The following is a 17,581-nucleotide window of genomic DNA, read 5'->3' on the forward strand; positions in this document are numbered from 1 at the left end:
CTTAAGTATTATGGTTTATCAGTATAGAGAACAATTATGAAGCCAGTGTTTCTAAAGGTAATTCTGACTTTATCCGCAGTATGGCGTTAAGCGCATCACGCAGACTAGCCTGATCATGCAATTGCGGATTATGACGATTTTTTAAGGGAAAATAATTAACTAGGGTGCCTAAACGCACTTGTTCTGAATGTCGCAGCACTTTAGTGATCACGGGTTTGCCAATTACTTGATGGCACCAAGTAATACGTTGCTCAATACTAAATTGACCTGCTGGCGAAGTTTCTTCATTCAGATTATCGATAAAAACTACGGGCGCGGTTGTCATTGCTAATGCTTTAGCAAAGCAGGGTAATAAGAGAGGTGGCATCACACTCGTAAGAAAACTGCCAGGTCCCAAGATAATCAGATCCGCGCGGCAAATGGCTTCACAGGCTTCGGCTGTCGCATCAACTTGTGGCTCAAGGCATAGTGCAATGGGAGCTTCATTCATCTTGTCGACATTCACTTCACCAAACACTTTTGAGCCGGACGCTCGTAATGCCACCAAATGGGTTGGTTGCTCCGACATCGGAATGATATTGGTCTCAATTTTAAGCATATGCCGAATAAGATTGACGGCTTCGAGGGGCCTAACGCACAACTTATCTAAGGCGAGCAACATCAAATTACCTAGATTATGACCACTGAGTTCAGTTTCGCCCTGAAAGCGATACTCAAATAATTGTGAGCCGACAGAAGGACGATGAGCAAGTTGGGACAAACAATTGCGCAAATCACCCCAAGCAATGCAGTCCTGCTCGGCTCTTAATCGACCTGTAGAACCACCATTATCTGTCGTAGCAACAATACCTGTGAGACGATTGCCTAGAAAATCGAGTGATGAAAGTACACGTCCAAGACCGTGGCCGCCACCGATTGCCACTACATGATTGAATTGGTTTAAGATTTGCTGCATGAGGCTTCCTTCCTGAATACCCGTAAAATCCTATCCTGTTATCAACTCGGATAAACTCAGTTTGTTACTGCCGAGGCTAACGGAACCTTAGTATAAAAGCTCAGTCAAAAGCATGCACTAAAAATTCTCACGCATTCTAATACTTAAGCACCGGATCGCATTTTAGATATGTGTGAATGCAGGATTGGGAAGAATTGTTGTTTTTGCATCCAAATTTCGTGAATTTCAAGATATGACATATAATCTGGCGCTTATTTTGCCACTAGTAACTCAACATCGAAGGTGACTTATTGAAAACTGGTAGAATTGGTTCGTTTACACTCGCGTTAGCCCTAGTGATCTCGGCGATTTTTTCGTTGAGATTGTGGCTCATTCCTACAACGAATGAGCCTGAATCTATTGTTAACCAATTGGAAAACGCCGTTGAGCCTGTTACGCAAGTTCCTGACTTTTCTGCTATCAGTGATGTAGCAGAAAAAAAACGTGCCTTTTTTAACTTTTTGAGGCCGATTGTTCAACAACAAAACGCCATTATTGCCACTGAACGTGAATTTATCATTGATATGTTGGCAGTAATAGATAATGGCAATACGTTGTCCGAATCACAGTTAGCGCAGCTCAATCAATTATTTGATAAATATCAATATGCTGCCCGCAGTGTCGATACTAAATCCCTTAACAGCCTACTCAAACGGGTTGATATTATTCCAGAATCGATGGTGCTGATCCAAGCGGCTAATGAATCTGGGTGGGGCAGTTCTCGTTTTGCTCGTGAAGGTTTTAATTTCTTTGGTGAATGGTGTTTTAGTAATGGCTGCGGCATTGTGCCTTCTTCGCGAGGCTCAGGTAAAATACACGAAGTAGAAATATTTCCATCGGTAGACGCTTCAGTTTCCTCCTATATGCGTAATTTAAACTCGAACACAGCATATGCCTTGTTTCGCTCAATTCGAGCCGATTTACGTGCTCAGGAGGCTGAATTGAGTGCCGACCAACTTATCTATGGATTAGTGAATTATTCTGAAAGGCAAGAAGCTTATATCGATGAACTACTCGATATGTTACGTCATAATGAAAAATATTTGGTGAAGGCGGATGTATAAAAAATGGTTGTTAGTGGGAGTTTGCTTGTGTGCATCAAATGTGCAGGCAGAAACAATTTCCCTTGAATATAAAGGGTTTTATGACAGATTAAAGCAAGTCAATAAGGGTAGTTATCAGTTAGTTGAAGTGGCCTTTAGTGTACCAATGCTGCCTAACTGCCATATTCAGAGTGGTACCATTTCGAGTGAATTAAATTCAACGCCACTCACTTATACATCTGCGCAACGTTTGTTTATTCCCTTTGATGATGCACTGAAAGACCAACGCGCATTAGTAAATCTAGAGTTTGAGGGTAAGGCTGAAGGCTGTGGAATTGCGATGCAAGTGCGATCGAAGCAAACACAAGTTCAATATGATCAAGAACGCTTACAGCAAATTGCTAATGAAATGGATGACTTACTAGGGGCTATGCAGGGCTTCCCGATGCGTTACTTTAAGGATCCTATTGCAGGATTAAATTTTGAATTTGCTCAAGATCAAACTGTTACAGTGACGCTCGATGGGCGTGAACAACAGGTGAATACTAGCTTTAAACTGAGCGTCGAGCAGATCAACAGTCTGACATCATTGCAATTTAGCCAAGTGCCGACCGTATTGAGTCCTTGGGTTAAGTAACAATAGATAAGCTATAAAAAAGCCCACGTCAGTGGGCTTTTTTATGCTTGTCGCATTTACGCTTCGTACACGTTGACGATATTAATACGTTTTGCCGCATCTAAATCGATATGGCCGTTGTTAGCAATATCGAGAAAATCAAATGCGGGCAGATCGGCTTCGGCCACATCACCCTTCATTGGCGCATTGGGATCGCGTTTCAACGATACAAAGTCAAATTGGTCACGGTCAACACCCTGTGAAGGTGCAGTATTTTGCATAGCAGTGAAAATGGTTTCAATACGGCCAGGATATAGTCTATCCCACTGATTGAGCATGTCTTTCACCGCTTGACGCTTGAGGTTTTCCTGAGAGCCACAGAGATTACAAGGAATAATGGGGAATTTTTTAAGCTGTGCGTATTCTTCCAAATCCTTTTCACGACAGTACGCAAGTGGGCGAATAACCACGTTTGCGCCATCGTCCGAGAGCAACTTAGGTGGCATGGCTTTCATCTTGCCGCCATAAAACATATTGAGGAATAGCGTTTCAATAATATCGTCTCTGTGATGACCGAGAGCTATCTTGGTTGCGCCAATTCGTTGCGCAAAACCATAGAGAGTGCCACGACGCAGGCGAGAGCACAGTGAGCAAGTGGTTTTGCCTTCAGGAATTTTCTCCTTCACAATCGAGTAAGTGTCTTTTTCAAGAATGTGGTAGGGAATATTAAGGCTATCTAGATAGGCAGGCAGTATATCTTCAGGGAAACCTGGCTGCTTTTGATCTAAGTTAACGGCAATAATTTCGAACTGTACAGGCGCGCGCTGTTGTAGATTGAGCAGAATATCCAGCATAGCATAGCTGTCTTTACCGCCACTTAGGCAGCACATGACTCGGTCACCATCTTCAATCATGTTGTAGTCGGCGATAGCACTACCCACTTCACGACGCAGACGCTTCTGTAATTTATTCAGACGGGTAATTTGTTTTTTTGATAATTCTTCAGGCATTTGACTCGCCGTAACTTCAGACATAGCTTCCAACATAAAAAAAGCGCCCAGTAACTCAGTTTCAGGGCGCGTATTATTCCAGCTATCGACGGCGGGGTAAAGAGCGGCGTGCGCTATGCCTCTTCAAGCGGCGATTTATAACCATCAGGTTTGATAGCTAATAAATCACAATTGATGCTATCGATAACATGTTCTGCTGTGTTGCCAATGAGTGCTGCTGAAAAGCCCGTACGACCGACTGTACCTAAAATAACTAATTCAGCATCGAGCTGCTCAGCAAGCTCAGGGATCACATCCTCTGGCAATCCTTCCCTCACATGGCAATGGAGTGTATCGATACCATAGGCATTAGCCAGGTATTGCACTCTTTGTTCGTGTTGTAGGCGAATGGTGTCGTTGTAGGTTTGTGCATCAAAATCGGGGAGTTCAATGGCAAGATTTACCGGTGTACCAGGATAGCCATTGACTAAGTGAACTTCGGCGGCAAATTTTGCGGCTAAATCCTTCGCATGTTCAATAATTTTGCCGTTAAGCATTTGATGATCGGTATCCTCAGTCGCCACGTTTACCGCACAGAGGATTTTACCGGTTTCAGGCCAATCATGATCTTTGACCATTAATACAGGAACAGGGGCTTTACGCATTAAATGCCAATCCGTCGGAGTAAAGATCACCGCTTTTAATTTATCATGAGCATGGGTGCCTTTAACAATCAGATCATATTGCCCTGCAATGGCATAGTTAATAATGCTTTCAAAGGGGCGGTTGTGCCAAATAACTTGCGTATCAATATTCAGTTGTAGGTGGTTATAGGCTGACAGCAGATCTTGTATCCAAGCTAAACGTTGATCAATCACACCTTGGCGCATGGCTTCGCGCTCTTGGCTCGATAGAATCGATGTCATTTCATAGGAGAAGTCAAAAATCGAAAGAAACACGGTCACATGGGCGTTACTTTTACTGGCTAAGGTAACCGCTCGAGCGAGTGCCACTTGATGTTCTGTCGTAGGATCGACAACGACCAGTATTTTTTGATAATCCTTCATAACTTGTTCCTTTAGTCATAGGCTCATATTCATCATGAGCCTTTGGCAATTATCTGTATTGTTCTAGATCAAAACTCTTTTGAAAACCAGTGCCTAGCGCCAAAAACGCATGATTAATGATGAAGCTTATCTGGCAATTCTGGCATTACCCGCTAGAAGATTAAGTTCATTATAATCAACGATAATGATGTACTTACCTTTTACTTCGATTAACCCAGATTTTTGGAAGCGGCCTAACAAGCGACTGATGGTTTCAACGGTAAGGCCTAAGTAATTACCAATATCCCCACGTGTCATGGTCAAGCGAAATTCTTTGGCAGAAAAACCTCGATTACCAAAGCGGTTAGCGAGATTACTGATAAATGCAGCGAGGCGTTCTTCTGCATTTTTCTTACTGAGCAGCAAAATCATTTCTTGATCGCTCATGATTTCATTACTCATTAAGCGCATGATTTGTTGGCGTAATTTAGGCATTGTGCCTGAAAGTTCATCGAGAATATTGAAGGGTATTTCACACACCATGGAAGTTTCTAAGGCTTGTGCAAAACTTTGATGAGATTGTGCATGAATACCATCAAAACCAATGACATCTCCCGCTAAATGAAAGCCAGTGATCTGTTCATCGCCTTGTTCGGTGATAGTGTAACTTTTTATGGTGCCTGAGCGGATCGCAAAGAGTGATTTTAAAGGATCACCTGATTTAAAAATCTGTTCGCCTTTTTGAATAGGTTTCTTACGCTCAATAATGTCATCGAGTTGATCGAGTTCATTTGCATTGAGGGTGAATGGGATACAAAGGGTTCCCATACTGCAATCGTGACAATGAATTGCGCACCCACTGGCGGCGGGACGACGGTTTTTATTCTGCTCTATTGTCATGTCGGTTCTCAAGTTAATCCACTGCAGCCATGTTAAACCAATTCATTCGCTTGGGCTAGTTTAGCTGCGACAGGGCGATATATAAAGTTTGTGCACCAAAGGCAATTAAAAGTAAGCCACTCAATAATCTAACGGTTTTTTGCTGTACCCAATTGGCTAAGCGTTTGGCCGCCAATCCTGCACTGAGTAGTGCAGGGAGTGTACCCAAACCAAATGCCAGCATGATCAAGGCGCCTTGACTGGCGGAACCTGCTGCTACAGACCAAGTTAAGGTGCTATATACCAGTCCGCAGGGCAGCCATCCCCATATCAATCCCGCGGTGATAGCTTGCATTGGCGTAGTGATTGGCACCAGACGTTGTGCTATGGGTTTCAAATAACGCCACAATACCTGACCAAGGCGTTCAATTTGTACTATTCCGATCCAAATTTTTGCAATGTAAAGCCCGGTTGCAATCATCATGACGCCGGCGATGATCCGGAGAATTAATAGGTAGCTATCTAGCTCAAATAAGTGCCCAAGCATGGCAGATGAACCGCCGACTAAAGCGCCCGCGAAGGTATAACTGACAATCCGGCCAAGGTTATAACTTAATAAGTAAGTGAGTTGATGGGCTAAGTGGTTTCCTTGCTTAGGATTAGCAAGCTGAGAGGAAAAGGCGCCAACAAGGCCACCACACATGCCAAAGCAGTGAGCGGCTCCCATTAGACCAACGAGAAACGCACCCATTACATTGTATTCAATCACAGTGCCAGTCACTGAGGCATGCCTTTGTCTTGAGATTCCTGTTGCTTGATGCTCGCAGGATTAGGTTTGTCGGCATCTTCATCGAATAGAATTGAGACACTTTGGCGGTCTAAATCATCGAATTGTTCGGATTTTACCGCCCAAAAGAACACGGCTACAGCGATCAACACAAAGATCATCGCAATAGGGATAAGTACATAAATGATGCTCATTAGCTAAGCCTATTTTATTGTTATATTTTAATTCGTAATAATCTCAAACTGTTACCCACAACAATCAGTGAGCTTGTCGACATGCCGATAGCGGCAATATAAGGTGCAACATGGCCGGTTACCGCTAAAGGTAAAATGAGCGCGTTGTAACCTAATGCCCAAGCGAGATTTTGGCGAATAATTAGTGTGGTCAGTTTAGCAACCCTCACCGCTTGGGTGAAGCGGGAGAGGTGATCGCCAAGCAAAATTAGATCGGCACTGTTTTTGGCAATTGCACTACCGCTGCCCATGGCCACGGATAAATCGGCGCCAGCGAGTACTGGTGCGTCATTTATGCCATCACCGAACATCACCACAGGATTGGATTGCTGTAACTTATTCACTAGCGAGAGTTTATCGGCCGGTGTGAGTCCACTGTGTACATCCGTAATGCCGAGCTCTTTTGCCAATTGATGCACATGCCCAGAGCTATCCCCGCTGGCGATACTGACCTTGCAACCCTGTTGCTTCAGTATGTCGACAGTTTCTTTGCTATCGATACGAATATTGTCTTTGATCTCAATAGTGGCGATAACCTTTAGTTGGTCATCACTGGCACGAGCAAGCCAAATCTGTTGATTGATAAACTCAGGATTGACTATTGCGCCAGTAAAGTGAGCATTCCCAATGCGATATTCTATGCCATTTATGAGACCTTTCACCCCAAAGCCCACTTCATGGTGAACTTGCTCGGCAACAACATCGACTTGGGCAAAGCTGGCAAAGGCCGCGGCGATGGGGTGGCGAGAACCTGACTCTAGCGCAGCAGCAATTGCCAACACTTGTTCTTTAGCCACATCACCATGACATTGCACCTTGGCTATCGATAGCGTGCCGCAGGTGAGGGTGCCGGTTTTATCAAATACTACATGCTTGATTTGAGGCAGTTTTTCAAATACACCCGCCTTACGGGTAATGATCCCAAGACGGGTAAAAATCGCGGTCGCGCAGGTCACTGCGGTAGGCGTCGCCAGCGCAAGGGCGCAAGGACAGGTGGCCACTAATACTGACAAGGTCACCCAAAAGGCGTCTTCGGGGGAGATTTGTAGCCACACCAGATAGGTGATTGTCGCTATGGTTAAGATAGTGCCTGAGAAATAACGCGACAGTTTATCGGCAAGCATAGCGACGGCAGGTTTAGTGTTTGAGGCTAATTCCTGCAAGCGAATAATTTCAGCAACCAATTGGTCTTGCCCAAGAGCGGTGACTTTTACCTTAATGGGTTGGTCTAGGTTAATGGTGCCTGCAAATACTTGGCTATCGACGGGCTTTTCAATCGGCATTTGCTCACCGGTGAGCATGGCTTCATTGATGCTGGTGTGGCCGTCAACCACGATTCCATCGGCGGCGACCATTTCACCGGGTTTAATAAGGATAATATCCCCAAGACATAATTTTTTAGCGGGGATCTCTTCTTGCCCCTGCGCCGTAACCAGATGCGCCGTTAACGGCACTAACTTATGCAGATTGCTGGAGCTAACGGAGGCCTTTTGTCTGGCCTTCTGCTCGAAATAACGTCCCAGCAGCAGGAAGAAGGTAAACATGGAAACGGATTCAAAATAGACTTCGCCCGTGCCGTTAACGGTCGCAAAGCAACTGGCGATATAGGCGCCGCCAATGGCGATAGAGACCGATACGTCCATATTGAGTTTGCCACTGAGCAGGGTGCGAATCGCGCTAAAATAGAAGGGCTGCGCCGAATAGAGCACCACGGGCGTGGCGAAAATCATGCTCACCCAGCGGAAATAATCCCGATATTGCACATCCAAATCGGTAAAGTAACCGGTATAGAGGGCGAGGGCGAACATCATCACTTGCATGGTGGCAAAGCCCGCCAAACCTAAACGCAGTAAGAATTTACGGCTATTTTGCTTGGCGGTCAGTTCTTGTTCATCCACTTGGTAGGGCGCAGCTTGATAACCGATACGGCTAATTTGCCCCAAAATATCACTGAGTTTAACTTGCTGTTTATTCCAGCTGATCAGCGCCCTTTGGGTGGTGGAGTTGACCATCACTTGCCTTACGCCAGGCAGTTGCTTCACTTTATGTTCAATTAACCAAGCGCAGGCCGCGCAGGTAATGCCATCAATGGACAGCGACACTGAGTCGCTATTCTCCACTGAGTGGACAAAGTCCTGCTGTACCTCTGGCAAGTCATAGGCACTAAACTGATTTAATTCATCAGGCACAAGGGCAGTCTGTTTATTACCTGGCTCAGTTCTAAACTTGTAATAGCTTAATAAGCCTGCATCAACAATGGCTTGGGATACCGCTTGGCAGCCCGGGCAACACATGAGTTCATCGCGATCATTAATGCGAGTGACAAACTGCGTGCCTGTGAGTACAGGTTCATTACAGTGAAAACAACTTGGATGCGTCATAGCAATATTCATTCAACCACAATTAGTTCAACCACAATTGGACGTTGTCTTTTAATTCGACACGTTGATGAATACGCCATTTACCGTCAAAACCTTCGAGGCGGACTTCCCAAGCACCCGTTAACACATCGGGCAGAGTAATGCGATACACATGATTGGCATCGGCGGTGACAGTGGTCTTAATATCTCTTTCGGCAATCGTTGGGTGATAAAATTCGACTTTCAACGCAGCTTGATAGGCTGGGCCGCCGTGCTGAGTGAATAGGAGTTCATGGTTATTCTGTTCAAGTTGCCATTGCATGCCAAGCTGCTTGGCATATTTGACTTTACTCAAGTCCATGTTGATGGCTTTGCCTTCTTTGTAATAATCCTCGGCAACCAGAGAGTCAGAGTTTGAGAGGGCAATTTTTAGCGTGGTAAAACTTGCGACGACGGCACATAAAGGAAGAATAATTAAAAACCAAGGCCAAAACTGCTTATACCAGGGTTGTTGTTCGCTCATGTTAAATACCCATTATAAAAATTTGCGCCATTTTACCGTTAAAAGGTGGCTTTAGCACTTTAAAAAAAAGGCCTCGACGTTATCGAGGCCTTAGTGTTACTCATATCTAATTACTTGTTTGACAAGCTATAAACATAAGCTGCGATCACGTGGACTTTCTCTTCACCGAGAACGTCTTTCCATGCTGGCATCACGCCTGCACGGCCGTGTTTGATCGTTTCTTCGATCACACCACGGCTACCGCCATATAACCAAACATCGTCAGTTAAGTTAGGTGCGCCCATGAGTTTATTGCCTTTTGCGTCCATACCGTGACACGCAAAACAACCTTTCATGAATGAACCTTGACCAAGAGCTGCGAGTTTCTCGTCGTGTTCACGACCAGATAACTTAACCACATACTCGGCTAGACCAGCAATTTCGCTATCGTCGATTGGCAAACCACCTTTTGGTGGCATCATGCCATGACGACCGCTCATGATGGTGGTTTTAATCGTGGCTAAATCGCCACCGTATAACCAATCACTGTCGGTCAGGTTAGGGAAGCCTTTGCTACCACGTGCGTCAGAGCCGTGGCACTGCGCGCAGTTTTGTAGGAACAAACGGCCGCCCACTTTCAACGCTTCTTGGTTTTTCACTAACTCTTCGAGTGGTGTTGCCAAGTAAGCCGCGAAGATTGGGCCATATTTTTCGTTAGCGTGTTTAACTTCTTGGTCGTACTGAACGTACATGCCTTCTTTTGCCGCCAGCTCAATCGCGGCTACAGAATCGGCTTTAATACCTTTCTCTGTACCAATGCTTTGGTTAGAGCTGGTCCAGTTCAGTAGACCTTTGTAGTTACCTAAACCTGGGAACAGGGCTAAGTACACTAGGCCAAACACGATAGTGATATAGAACATATAACTCCACCATTTTGGCAGTGGGTTATTGAGTTCTTCGATACCATCGAAACTGTGACCCATGGATTCGCCTTCTTTGACATCCGTGGTGTTCTTTGAACACACACGTAGCAACAGAAAACATCCTGCGATCACAATTAACGAGAGTACGCTAATCCAAATACTCCAGAAGCTACTCATCACTTATTCTCTCCTGAGTCCTTCGATTCCTTGCTGATTTCCTCATCGGAAAACACAAGATTCGCTGCTTCATCAAAGGATTTTTGACGACGCGAGCTATATGCCCAAGCAAATATACCGACGAAGGTCAGCATCACAATGATGGTTAAAATACCTTGTAATGTGCCGTAATCCATATACTGCCTCCTTATTTGAGTGCGTGACCCAAAGACTGAAGATATGCAATCAAGGCTTCCAGCTCTGTCTTACCTTCAACAGCTTTCTGCGCGCCTGCGATTTCTTCATCGGTGTAAAGATCCTTACCTTTGTAACCGCCTTTGTGCATGTTACGCAGAATAGTCATCTTGTCGCCGGTTAACTTGCCGTCTAACTTGTTTTCGGCAAGCCATGGGAAGGCTGGCATATTCGATTGAGGGACCACAGCACGAGGATCGATTAAGTGAACTTCATGCCATTTATCGCTGTAGCGACCGCCAACACGGGCCAAGTCTGGACCAGTACGCTTAGAACCCCATTGGAATGGGTGATCCCAAACAGACTCACCGGCAACAGAGTAGTGACCGTAACGTTCAGTCTCTGCACGTAAAGGACGGATCATCTGGCTGTGACAGTTGTAGCAACCTTCACGCACATAAATGTCACGGCCTTCAAGTTGCAGGGCAGTGTAGGGTTTCAAACCTTCAACAGGCTCAGTGGTATCTTTTTGGAAAATCAGCGGCGTGATTTCAACCAAGCTACCGAAGCTGATAGCGATAACAGTGAATATCGCTAACAAACCGATGTTTTTTTCAACTATCTCATGATTAAATTTCATCGAGTTTGCTCCTTAAGCCGCTTTTGCTTCAGCCAGTGCTGGCAATGTATCTTTAGAGGCTTTCACAGTACGGATCACGTTGTATGCCATGATCAGCATACCAGTTAAGAAGAAACAACCGCCGAGGAAACGTACGAAGTAGAAAGGATAAGAAGCTTCCAGACTTTCAACAAAGCTATAAGTCAAAGTACCGTCAGCGTTAACTGCACGCCACATCAGACCCTGCATTACACCCGAAATCCACATAGACACGATGTAAAGAACAGTACCGATTGTCGCTAACCAGAAATGCACGTTAACTAACTTGATGCTGTACATACGGCCATGGCCGAACAGTACTGGGATCAAGTGATACAGAGAACCGATAGATACCATTGCAACCCAGCCTAGCGCGCCGGAGTGAACGTGACCTACTGTCCAATCTGTGTAGTGAGATAAAGCGTTAACTGTCTTGATGGCCATCATCGGACCTTCGAAGGTCGACATACCATAGAAAGACAGAGAAACCACTAAGAAACGCAATACTGGGTCAGTACGCAGTTTGTGCCATGCGCCAGATAAGGTCATGATACCGTTGATCATACCGCCCCAAGATGGTGCGAACAGGATCAGTGACATCACCATACCTAAAGACTGAGTCCAGTCAGGCAGGGCAGTGTAGTGTAAGTGGTGAGGACCTGCCCAAATGTACAGTGCGATCAGTGCCCAAAAGTGCACAATCGACAGACGATATGAGTAAACAGGACGACCCGCTTGCTTAGGAACGAAGTAGTACATCATACCTAAGAAGCCTGCGGTTAACAGGAAGCCTACCGCGTTGTGACCATACCACCATTGCACCATGGCATCGACCGCGCCACTGTACATAGAGTATGACTTAAACAAGCTAACAGGAACGGCCATTGAGTTCACGATGTGAAGCACGGCAACCGTAATGATAAATGCACCAAAGAACCAGTTCGCTACGTAAATATGCGATGTTGTTCGTTTGATAATAGTGCCGAAGAACACTATTGCATAGGATACCCAAACGATCGTAATAGCGATATCGATTGGCCATTCTAATTCAGCATATTCTTTACCGCTGGTATAACCCATTGGCAGAGTGATGGCTGCTGACAGAATGATGGCTTGCCATCCCCAAAACGTAAATGCAGCTAATTTAGGTGCAAATAGTCGGGTTTGACAGGTGCGTTGTACGACATAATAGGATGTTGCAAAGAGGGCTGATGTTCCGAACGCGAAAATTACCGCATTGGTGTGTAATGGTCGCAAGCGACTATACGTAAACCAAGGCGTATCGAAGTTCAGATGTGGCCAGATTAACTGAGCCGCAATTAAAACACCGACTGACATACCAACAATACCCCACAAAACTGTGGTTAAGGCGAATTGGCGGACAATGGTGTAATTGTAATCAGCGCCTGTTGGCTGGGAATGGTTCATCATAATGCTTCCACTGCTTATTACTTTTACTTTTAGTAAAGACTAGCTTTACCTGTTATATATGACACAAAGCTCATGTCCCTATAAGGGTTATGAAGCCATGTCAATGCGTTACCCTACACATTTGTGCTCAAATATGAGGTTTCGCAATGATACTTGAGCCATGTCAAAAAAGATACCAAAGAAGGGGGACGGAAAGTTGATCTAGATCAACCTACGCCATAGAATGTTAACATCTTGCATCACAAGGTTAATTTTTGTGCTTAATCGCAAACGTCTCCCGCTTTACATCATGTTAATTGCGTTAAATCTTAGCGCTTGTGATAAAAAAGCCGAGCAACAGGTAAAAATACCGCCTACAGATCCCACTCTTTGTGTGTTTACTCAGGGAGATTGCATTAAAAAGGTCGGGGATATAGTGCTGAGCATCAGCCTTTCGCCAGATCGTGCGCCAAGTGAAAAACCATTAACATTGAAGCTATTATCTTCTGATGTACTTGATAATTTACAGGTCCGTTTAGAAGGTAGAGATATGTTTATGGGCATTATCCCTGTCAATATTCGTCAACTCGACAAAACAACCTATGAGGGGCAGTTAATTTACGGCTCCTGTAGCAGTGGATATATGGTGTGGCGTGGTTTTATCAGTTTTAGTCGAAATGGTGTCGAGCAAGCCGTTATTTTTGACTTTCTTGCCGATAATCCGTATTAAGTTTATGCAGTTCGCCGGATAAAGAGCTTGTTAACAATATTAACTCCCGCTCCTTATTCATATGACCGATTATCATAGGTGGATGATTGATTATGAATGCTTTTTTGGCTATTCATCATGATCCTTCCAGTTTTCCTTTACCTGTACAAAAATATCGATGTTATTGATAAACAGTTCGAGTAAATCAGGATCAAAATGTTTACCTGCACCTTTACGCATTTCATCGATAACCTCTTCCAGTGGCCAAGCTGCTTTATAGCAACGTGCATGGGAAAGAGCATCGAACACATCTGCAATTGCAACAATACGGGCAAAAATGTGAATTTGTTCTTGTCTTAAATTGGCTGGATAGCCTGAACCATCATACTTTTCATGATGTTGCAAGGCTATAATCGCTGCGGCTTTTAGGATAGGCCGCTCGGAATTAGCGAGGATCTGGTAGCCAATAGTAGGGTGCTGACGCATAACCGACCATTCTTTATCGTCTAACTTACCAGGCTTAAGCAACACAGCATCGGGGATCGCTATCTTACCAATATCATGCATAGGCGATGCTCTGCGTAAAAGTTCAGCTTCGGTCTCTGATAATCCAGCAAGTAGTGCCAGTTTGGCACAATATTCGGCCATACGTTTTACGTGGTTTGCCGCCTCTTTTGAGCGGCTTTCAACGACATCTCCTAAACGTAGAATAAGTTCAGACTGGGTATCTTCGACCTCTTGATTTAGAAGTAGGTTCTCAAAGGCGATACCCACATTTATTGCAAAAATATCAATAAGTTTTTTATCTAAATCGTCGATTTTATCAATCCCATCCATATAAAGCAGGTTGATAAGCCCGCTCTTCGTTGGGAAATAGCCAACGAAACAGTTATCTTCATATAAACAACGCTTTTGTGCGAGAGCGGTGCGTAATAACTTATCAATATGCATTGGTAACACTTTGTTCGCAGGACTCTCGGCAAATTGTCCCGTCCCCGCCAAAATCTTAATCTCAGCAGATTCCATATGGCCGCTTATCGCATCCATGGCATTGCAGGTTAGCAGCAGTGTTTCGGAATCGAGATTCAATAGGGTTGCAACTTGGGTCAGCAAGCCATCAGCGAATCGATAGAGCGTTCTGAGTTCAAATAATCCTGAGGTTGCCTCGAGCACTCGCTCTAATCCTTTTCGATGATTCAGCTGTGCACGCCTTGCTTGTTCGATTTCCATAATGTCGCGGTAAGAACGCAGTGCCGAGTAGACACTTGTCATTAACTTGCGTGAATCGAGTTCAGATTTTGCCTTATAGTCATTGATATCGTAGTTGACGATAACATCTTCTTCAGGAGCTTGGCCTGGCTGTCCTGTGCGCAAAATTAGGCGGATTGTTTTGTTTTTATGTTCCTCACGGATCCACTTTACTAACTCCAAGCCAGCATGATCGGTTTCCATTACAACATCAATAAAGGCAATTGCCAGATCTTGTTCATTTAAAAGAAATTCTTTAGCTTGTTCAGCACTATAAGCGTTAATAAAGGAGAGGGCACGACCATCGAGTTTAAAACGAGAAAGTGCAAGTTTAGTGACCGTGTGTACATCAGGCTCATCATCAACAACAAGAATTTTCCAGGGCGCAGAAAATGCAGAAGTTTCTATGGTTTTTTTCCCTGAAAAGAGCGGCTTTTTCTTTGTAAGATCAATCACCATCCGAGACCTCATCACTTAATTTATGTCGCACAGTTAGAGTGTAGTAGAAGCTTGTCAAATCAGTAAAAATAATTCTGCAGCGGGGAAGGTCGCAAATTTAACAGCTCGTTATTGATAACTATTATCATTTGTGTATTATCAAAATAGATAACTCAGCAGGAATTTATATGGCATATATGGCAGAAAGGATCAATTTATCTATATCAGAGGAGAAACTTGCGCAACTCATTCGTGAAGGAAGTCTATGTGCAGCGGATTTTTCATGTCTAGATAATCAATCAAAACGGAAAGTCTGGCAACTTTGCCTTATCTGTTGCCAAAAACGCATAGGCTGCCAGCAATGTTCACAAACAAGTTGTCCGCAAATTGAAAGACTCATTAATGCCGATAAATAACGTTATCGGCATTTGCATTTAAGTATTATCATGCATTAAACACTTAAATTTAAAAGTTATTATGCAGCTTCCTCCAGTATTACCTTTATTTGATTCAATTGAATTCATACAAGATGGGAACAGTGTGGTGAATCAATACATTACCCAAGTCAGTCTAACGGATGTGCCTGATGCAGGTTTAGTAATGGAACATGCAACAGATTGGTTATTTGAACAAAAACACAGTGAAAACAACTATAAAGCCTATCGGAGTGAACTCACTACATTCCTGCATTGGTGCTTTGATGTCGCCAAAATGTCACCCACACAGGTGCTACGTAAGGATATGAGTCGGTATGTGAATTATTGTTTGGCGCCACCCTTAGCGCTGATTGGTTACTTTAACGTGCCACAGTTTAAACTCGATAAACTGCGTGATGAGCGGGTTCCTAATAGTCTTTGGCGGCCATTTGTCGGCAAGAAACTGTTAGGGCAAGTTCAACCTTATGTGCTTAGCGACAATGCATTAAAAACCAAGATTGCTATTTTATCCTCGTTTTATAGCTACTTAATGAGTGAGGAGTTTTGTGAGCGCAACCCCGCGCAAATTTGGTTGAATCACAGCCGCTTTGGCCAAAACAAGCAGTATCAAAGACAAAGCGAGGAAGATGAAAACAACTTGGCTTTCACAGAACTACAGTGGTCCTATGTGATGAGCACAGTTACTCGATTGGCTGAAACATTACCCGAATTGCATCAACGTAGTTTATTCTTGATTTCATTGATTTATTCCTGCTATTTACGCATCTCTGATGTATCTGCACGGGTTGGCTATTCACCAGTGATGGGCCAATTTAGGCAAAATTCACAGACAGGCATTTGGAGTTTTCATATTCCACTGAGTAAAGGTGGTAAAAAGCGTAGCGTGGCGATGTCAAAGGCGTTACTGGACGGCTTAGTTAAATATCGACAGTTTTTAGGTCTTACTGACTATCCAAATCAAAGTGAACCACATCCGTTATTTGTTCGACATAGAGCAGCTGGTCGCGGCCGAGATGCGGGTGTAGTGAATGCTAATCTTGGGATCCGTCAGATACGGGAAGAAATCCAAGCGATTATTAATCTTGCTGCGGATAATGCTCAAGTTGATGGCTTTCACCAAGACGCGGCACAAATGAGAAAACTCACAGCACACAATATCAGACATACAGGGATTACCCATGACATTAATATTAACCGTAGACCGTTGTCACATGTCCAAGCCGATGCAGGCCATGAGAGTATCGACACCACATCGAAGTATTTACACACCACACAAATAGAAAGACATGAAAGCGCCTTTAATAAGCCGTTAGACCATTTGCAAGGTATTAACTAGGATGTTATCGGCACCCTAAATCCCTCTTACATGAAAACTGCGTACAATGTATAGATAGTTAAAGCATTCTAAACATTAGATAATTTCACAAAACCCTTACTGTGTAAGGGCTGTAAGCGATTTTATGTGATTTAGCAGCTTGGCCGATTTTGCCACAATTCCATAACAATCTAATCTAGAAGCTCTGAATTTTCACAGAACGCCAGAGCATCTAGAATTTTTTGCAAAGCGGCTTTGGCTACAGGGTCTTTTTGTCTCCAAATTACTGAATGTAATAGTAAAACCCCTAAGTGAATATCCAGCGCATCAGCGAACTTAATTAACACGTCATCTTTAGGAAAACTGGCATTTCGGCGCCAATGAGAAACGCCAGTCTGTGAAAAACCAAATTTTTTCATCACTTGATAATCAGAAGTCAGGCCGTATGCGGCTCGTATGAGGTCGAGCAAGTCTGATGGTTGCATTTTTCCGTGTCCTGTTTGTGTCCTATAACCAGTGTAGTTGCTGCATTCTGCATCGTAAATGCAGCAGAGGTCTTGCTTGTACAGCAAAGTTGATGAATGTAGGCTGAATATGTCCTGTGTGGCGCGGGTCGCTGGATGCGTCCCGTTAGCCACAAAAC

At 44.1% G+C, this 17,581-nt stretch carries 19 protein-coding genes; 5 read left to right on the top strand and 14 right to left on the bottom strand.

Translation table 11 applies throughout. From position 1 onward, the window contains the following. Positions 1-34: 34 nt before the first annotated feature. On the bottom strand, positions 35-955 hold the full coding sequence (locus tag MMG82_RS08360; protein ID WP_241406726.1) for a YvcK family protein: 921 nt from the start codon (positions 953-955) through the stop codon (positions 35-37). 290 nt (positions 956-1,245) lie between these two features. On the opposite strand from MMG82_RS08360, the gene MMG82_RS08365 reads away from it, so the two are divergent. Beyond that, complete coding sequence (locus MMG82_RS08365; protein ID WP_037418530.1) at positions 1,246-2,058, top strand: glucosaminidase domain-containing protein; 813 nt, start codon at positions 1,246-1,248, stop codon at positions 2,056-2,058. After that, a complete protein-coding gene (locus MMG82_RS08370) occupies positions 2,051-2,674 on the top strand; it encodes a DUF2987 domain-containing protein (protein WP_144346386.1) in 624 nt (207 codons plus the stop codon). The genes MMG82_RS08365 and MMG82_RS08370 overlap by 8 nt, the downstream gene beginning before the upstream one ends. A gap of 56 nt (positions 2,675-2,730) precedes the next feature. Here MMG82_RS08370 and ttcA read toward each other — a convergent pair whose 3' ends face one another. The 11 genes from ttcA to ccoN all read right to left on the bottom strand — a co-directional run bounded on the left by ttcA (position 2,731) and on the right by ccoN (position 12,812). Beyond that, complete coding sequence (gene ttcA / locus MMG82_RS08375) at positions 2,731-3,699, bottom strand: tRNA 2-thiocytidine(32) synthetase TtcA (RefSeq protein WP_169548031.1); 969 nt, start codon at positions 3,697-3,699, stop codon at positions 2,731-2,733. A gap of 77 nt (positions 3,700-3,776) precedes the next feature. After that, positions 3,777-4,709, bottom strand: coding sequence for a universal stress protein UspE (gene uspE, locus MMG82_RS08380; protein ID WP_088585564.1), 933 nt, complete (start codon positions 4,707-4,709; stop codon positions 3,777-3,779). A 126-nt stretch (positions 4,710-4,835) separates the two neighbouring features. Next, the gene (etrA, locus tag MMG82_RS08385; protein WP_037418542.1) at positions 4,836-5,588 is read right to left on the bottom strand and encodes an electron transport transcriptional regulator EtrA; all 753 of its coding nucleotides are present in this window, start codon (positions 5,586-5,588) and stop codon (positions 4,836-4,838) included. Positions 5,589-5,643: 55 nt separating this feature from the next. Further along, the gene (locus tag MMG82_RS08390; RefSeq protein ID WP_192959165.1) at positions 5,644-6,336 is read right to left on the bottom strand and encodes a sulfite exporter TauE/SafE family protein; all 693 of its coding nucleotides are present in this window, start codon (positions 6,334-6,336) and stop codon (positions 5,644-5,646) included. A gap of 8 nt (positions 6,337-6,344) precedes the next feature. Beyond that, entirely contained in the window at positions 6,345-6,548 is a 204-nt protein-coding gene (gene ccoS / locus MMG82_RS08395; RefSeq protein WP_037418545.1) for a cbb3-type cytochrome oxidase assembly protein CcoS, read from the bottom strand. Positions 6,549-6,568: 20 nt separating this feature from the next. Further along, entirely contained in the window at positions 6,569-8,968 is a 2,400-nt protein-coding gene (locus tag MMG82_RS08400) for a heavy metal translocating P-type ATPase metal-binding domain-containing protein (RefSeq protein ID WP_241406727.1), read from the bottom strand. Positions 8,969-8,990: 22 nt separating this feature from the next. Next, complete coding sequence (locus MMG82_RS08405; RefSeq protein ID WP_037430483.1) at positions 8,991-9,470, bottom strand: FixH family protein; 480 nt, start codon at positions 9,468-9,470, stop codon at positions 8,991-8,993. A 110-nt stretch (positions 9,471-9,580) separates the two neighbouring features. Further along, positions 9,581-10,549, bottom strand: coding sequence for a cytochrome-c oxidase, cbb3-type subunit III (gene ccoP, locus MMG82_RS08410; protein WP_037430481.1), 969 nt, complete (start codon positions 10,547-10,549; stop codon positions 9,581-9,583). Further along, positions 10,549-10,725, bottom strand: a complete 177-nt coding sequence (locus tag MMG82_RS08415; RefSeq protein ID WP_011072349.1) for a CcoQ/FixQ family Cbb3-type cytochrome c oxidase assembly chaperone — start codon at positions 10,723-10,725, stop codon at positions 10,549-10,551. Before MMG82_RS08415 ends, ccoP begins: the two co-directional genes overlap by 1 nt. An 11-nt stretch (positions 10,726-10,736) precedes the next feature. Next, a complete protein-coding gene (gene ccoO, locus MMG82_RS08420; protein ID WP_023265294.1) occupies positions 10,737-11,363 on the bottom strand; it encodes a cytochrome-c oxidase, cbb3-type subunit II in 627 nt (208 codons plus the stop codon). Between the two features lie 12 nt (positions 11,364-11,375). Next, positions 11,376-12,812 (bottom strand): cytochrome-c oxidase, cbb3-type subunit I, encoded by a 1,437-nt coding sequence (gene ccoN, locus MMG82_RS08425; RefSeq protein ID WP_241406728.1) that lies wholly within the window; start codon positions 12,810-12,812, stop codon positions 11,376-11,378. 223 nt (positions 12,813-13,035) lie between these two features. On the opposite strand from ccoN, the gene MMG82_RS08430 reads away from it, so the two are divergent. Next, the gene (locus MMG82_RS08430; RefSeq protein WP_055647956.1) at positions 13,036-13,521 is read left to right on the top strand and encodes a hypothetical protein; all 486 of its coding nucleotides are present in this window, start codon (positions 13,036-13,038) and stop codon (positions 13,519-13,521) included. Positions 13,522-13,629: 108 nt separating this feature from the next. Here MMG82_RS08430 and MMG82_RS08435 read toward each other — a convergent pair whose 3' ends face one another. Beyond that, positions 13,630-15,207 (bottom strand): DUF3369 domain-containing protein, encoded by a 1,578-nt coding sequence (locus MMG82_RS08435; protein ID WP_055647957.1) that lies wholly within the window; start codon positions 15,205-15,207, stop codon positions 13,630-13,632. 176 nt (positions 15,208-15,383) lie between these two features. On the opposite strand from MMG82_RS08435, the gene MMG82_RS08440 reads away from it, so the two are divergent. Next, positions 15,384-15,602, top strand: coding sequence for a hypothetical protein (locus MMG82_RS08440; RefSeq protein WP_037430492.1), 219 nt, complete (start codon positions 15,384-15,386; stop codon positions 15,600-15,602). A 61-nt stretch (positions 15,603-15,663) separates the two neighbouring features. Beyond that, positions 15,664-16,959, top strand: coding sequence for a site-specific integrase (locus MMG82_RS08445; protein ID WP_047532797.1), 1,296 nt, complete (start codon positions 15,664-15,666; stop codon positions 16,957-16,959). 170 nt (positions 16,960-17,129) lie between these two features. Here the strand turns inward: MMG82_RS08445 and MMG82_RS08450 are convergent, their stop codons facing one another. Beyond that, complete coding sequence (locus tag MMG82_RS08450; RefSeq protein ID WP_241406729.1) at positions 17,130-17,423, bottom strand: helix-turn-helix transcriptional regulator; 294 nt, start codon at positions 17,421-17,423, stop codon at positions 17,130-17,132. Between the last annotated feature and the right edge of the window lie 158 nt (positions 17,424-17,581).

The organism is Shewanella sp. MM_2022_3, assembly GCF_022557375.1.
Taxonomy (GTDB): Bacteria; Pseudomonadota; Gammaproteobacteria; order Enterobacterales; family Shewanellaceae; genus Shewanella; species Shewanella xiamenensis.

Bases quoted from the DNA above. Each gene is read 5' to 3' on its own strand.
- MMG82_RS08445 (WP_047532797.1), top strand. From the start codon at position 15,664: ATGCAGCTTCCTCCAGTATTACCTTTATTTGATTCAATTGAATTCATA.
- MMG82_RS08440 (WP_037430492.1), top strand. From the start codon at position 15,384: ATGGCAGAAAGGATCAATTTATCTATATCAGAGGAGAAACTTGCGCAA.
- MMG82_RS08370 (WP_144346386.1), top strand. From the start codon at position 2,051: ATGTATAAAAAATGGTTGTTAGTGGGAGTTTGCTTGTGTGCATCAAAT.
- ccoS (WP_037418545.1), bottom strand. From the start codon at position 6,548: ATGAGCATCATTTATGTACTTATCCCTATTGCGATGATCTTTGTGTTG.
- ccoN (WP_241406728.1), bottom strand. From the start codon at position 12,812: ATGATGAACCATTCCCAGCCAACAGGCGCTGATTACAATTACACCATT.
- ccoO (WP_023265294.1), bottom strand. From the start codon at position 11,363: ATGAAATTTAATCATGAGATAGTTGAAAAAAACATCGGTTTGTTAGCG.
- ccoP (WP_037430481.1), bottom strand. From the start codon at position 10,549: ATGAGTAGCTTCTGGAGTATTTGGATTAGCGTACTCTCGTTAATTGTG.
- MMG82_RS08415 (WP_011072349.1), bottom strand. From the start codon at position 10,725: ATGGATTACGGCACATTACAAGGTATTTTAACCATCATTGTGATGCTG.
- MMG82_RS08405 (WP_037430483.1), bottom strand. From the start codon at position 9,470: ATGAGCGAACAACAACCCTGGTATAAGCAGTTTTGGCCTTGGTTTTTA.
- ttcA (WP_169548031.1), bottom strand. From the start codon at position 3,699: ATGTTGGAAGCTATGTCTGAAGTTACGGCGAGTCAAATGCCTGAAGAA.
- MMG82_RS08360 (WP_241406726.1), bottom strand. From the start codon at position 955: ATGCAGCAAATCTTAAACCAATTCAATCATGTAGTGGCAATCGGTGGC.
- MMG82_RS08430 (WP_055647956.1), top strand. From the start codon at position 13,036: ATGTTAACATCTTGCATCACAAGGTTAATTTTTGTGCTTAATCGCAAA.
- MMG82_RS08450 (WP_241406729.1), bottom strand. From the start codon at position 17,423: ATGCAACCATCAGACTTGCTCGACCTCATACGAGCCGCATACGGCCTG.
- etrA (WP_037418542.1), bottom strand. From the start codon at position 5,588: ATGACAATAGAGCAGAATAAAAACCGTCGTCCCGCCGCCAGTGGGTGC.
- MMG82_RS08400 (WP_241406727.1), bottom strand. From the start codon at position 8,968: ATGACGCATCCAAGTTGTTTTCACTGTAATGAACCTGTACTCACAGGC.
- MMG82_RS08435 (WP_055647957.1), bottom strand. From the start codon at position 15,207: ATGGTGATTGATCTTACAAAGAAAAAGCCGCTCTTTTCAGGGAAAAAA.
- uspE (WP_088585564.1), bottom strand. From the start codon at position 4,709: ATGAAGGATTATCAAAAAATACTGGTCGTTGTCGATCCTACGACAGAA.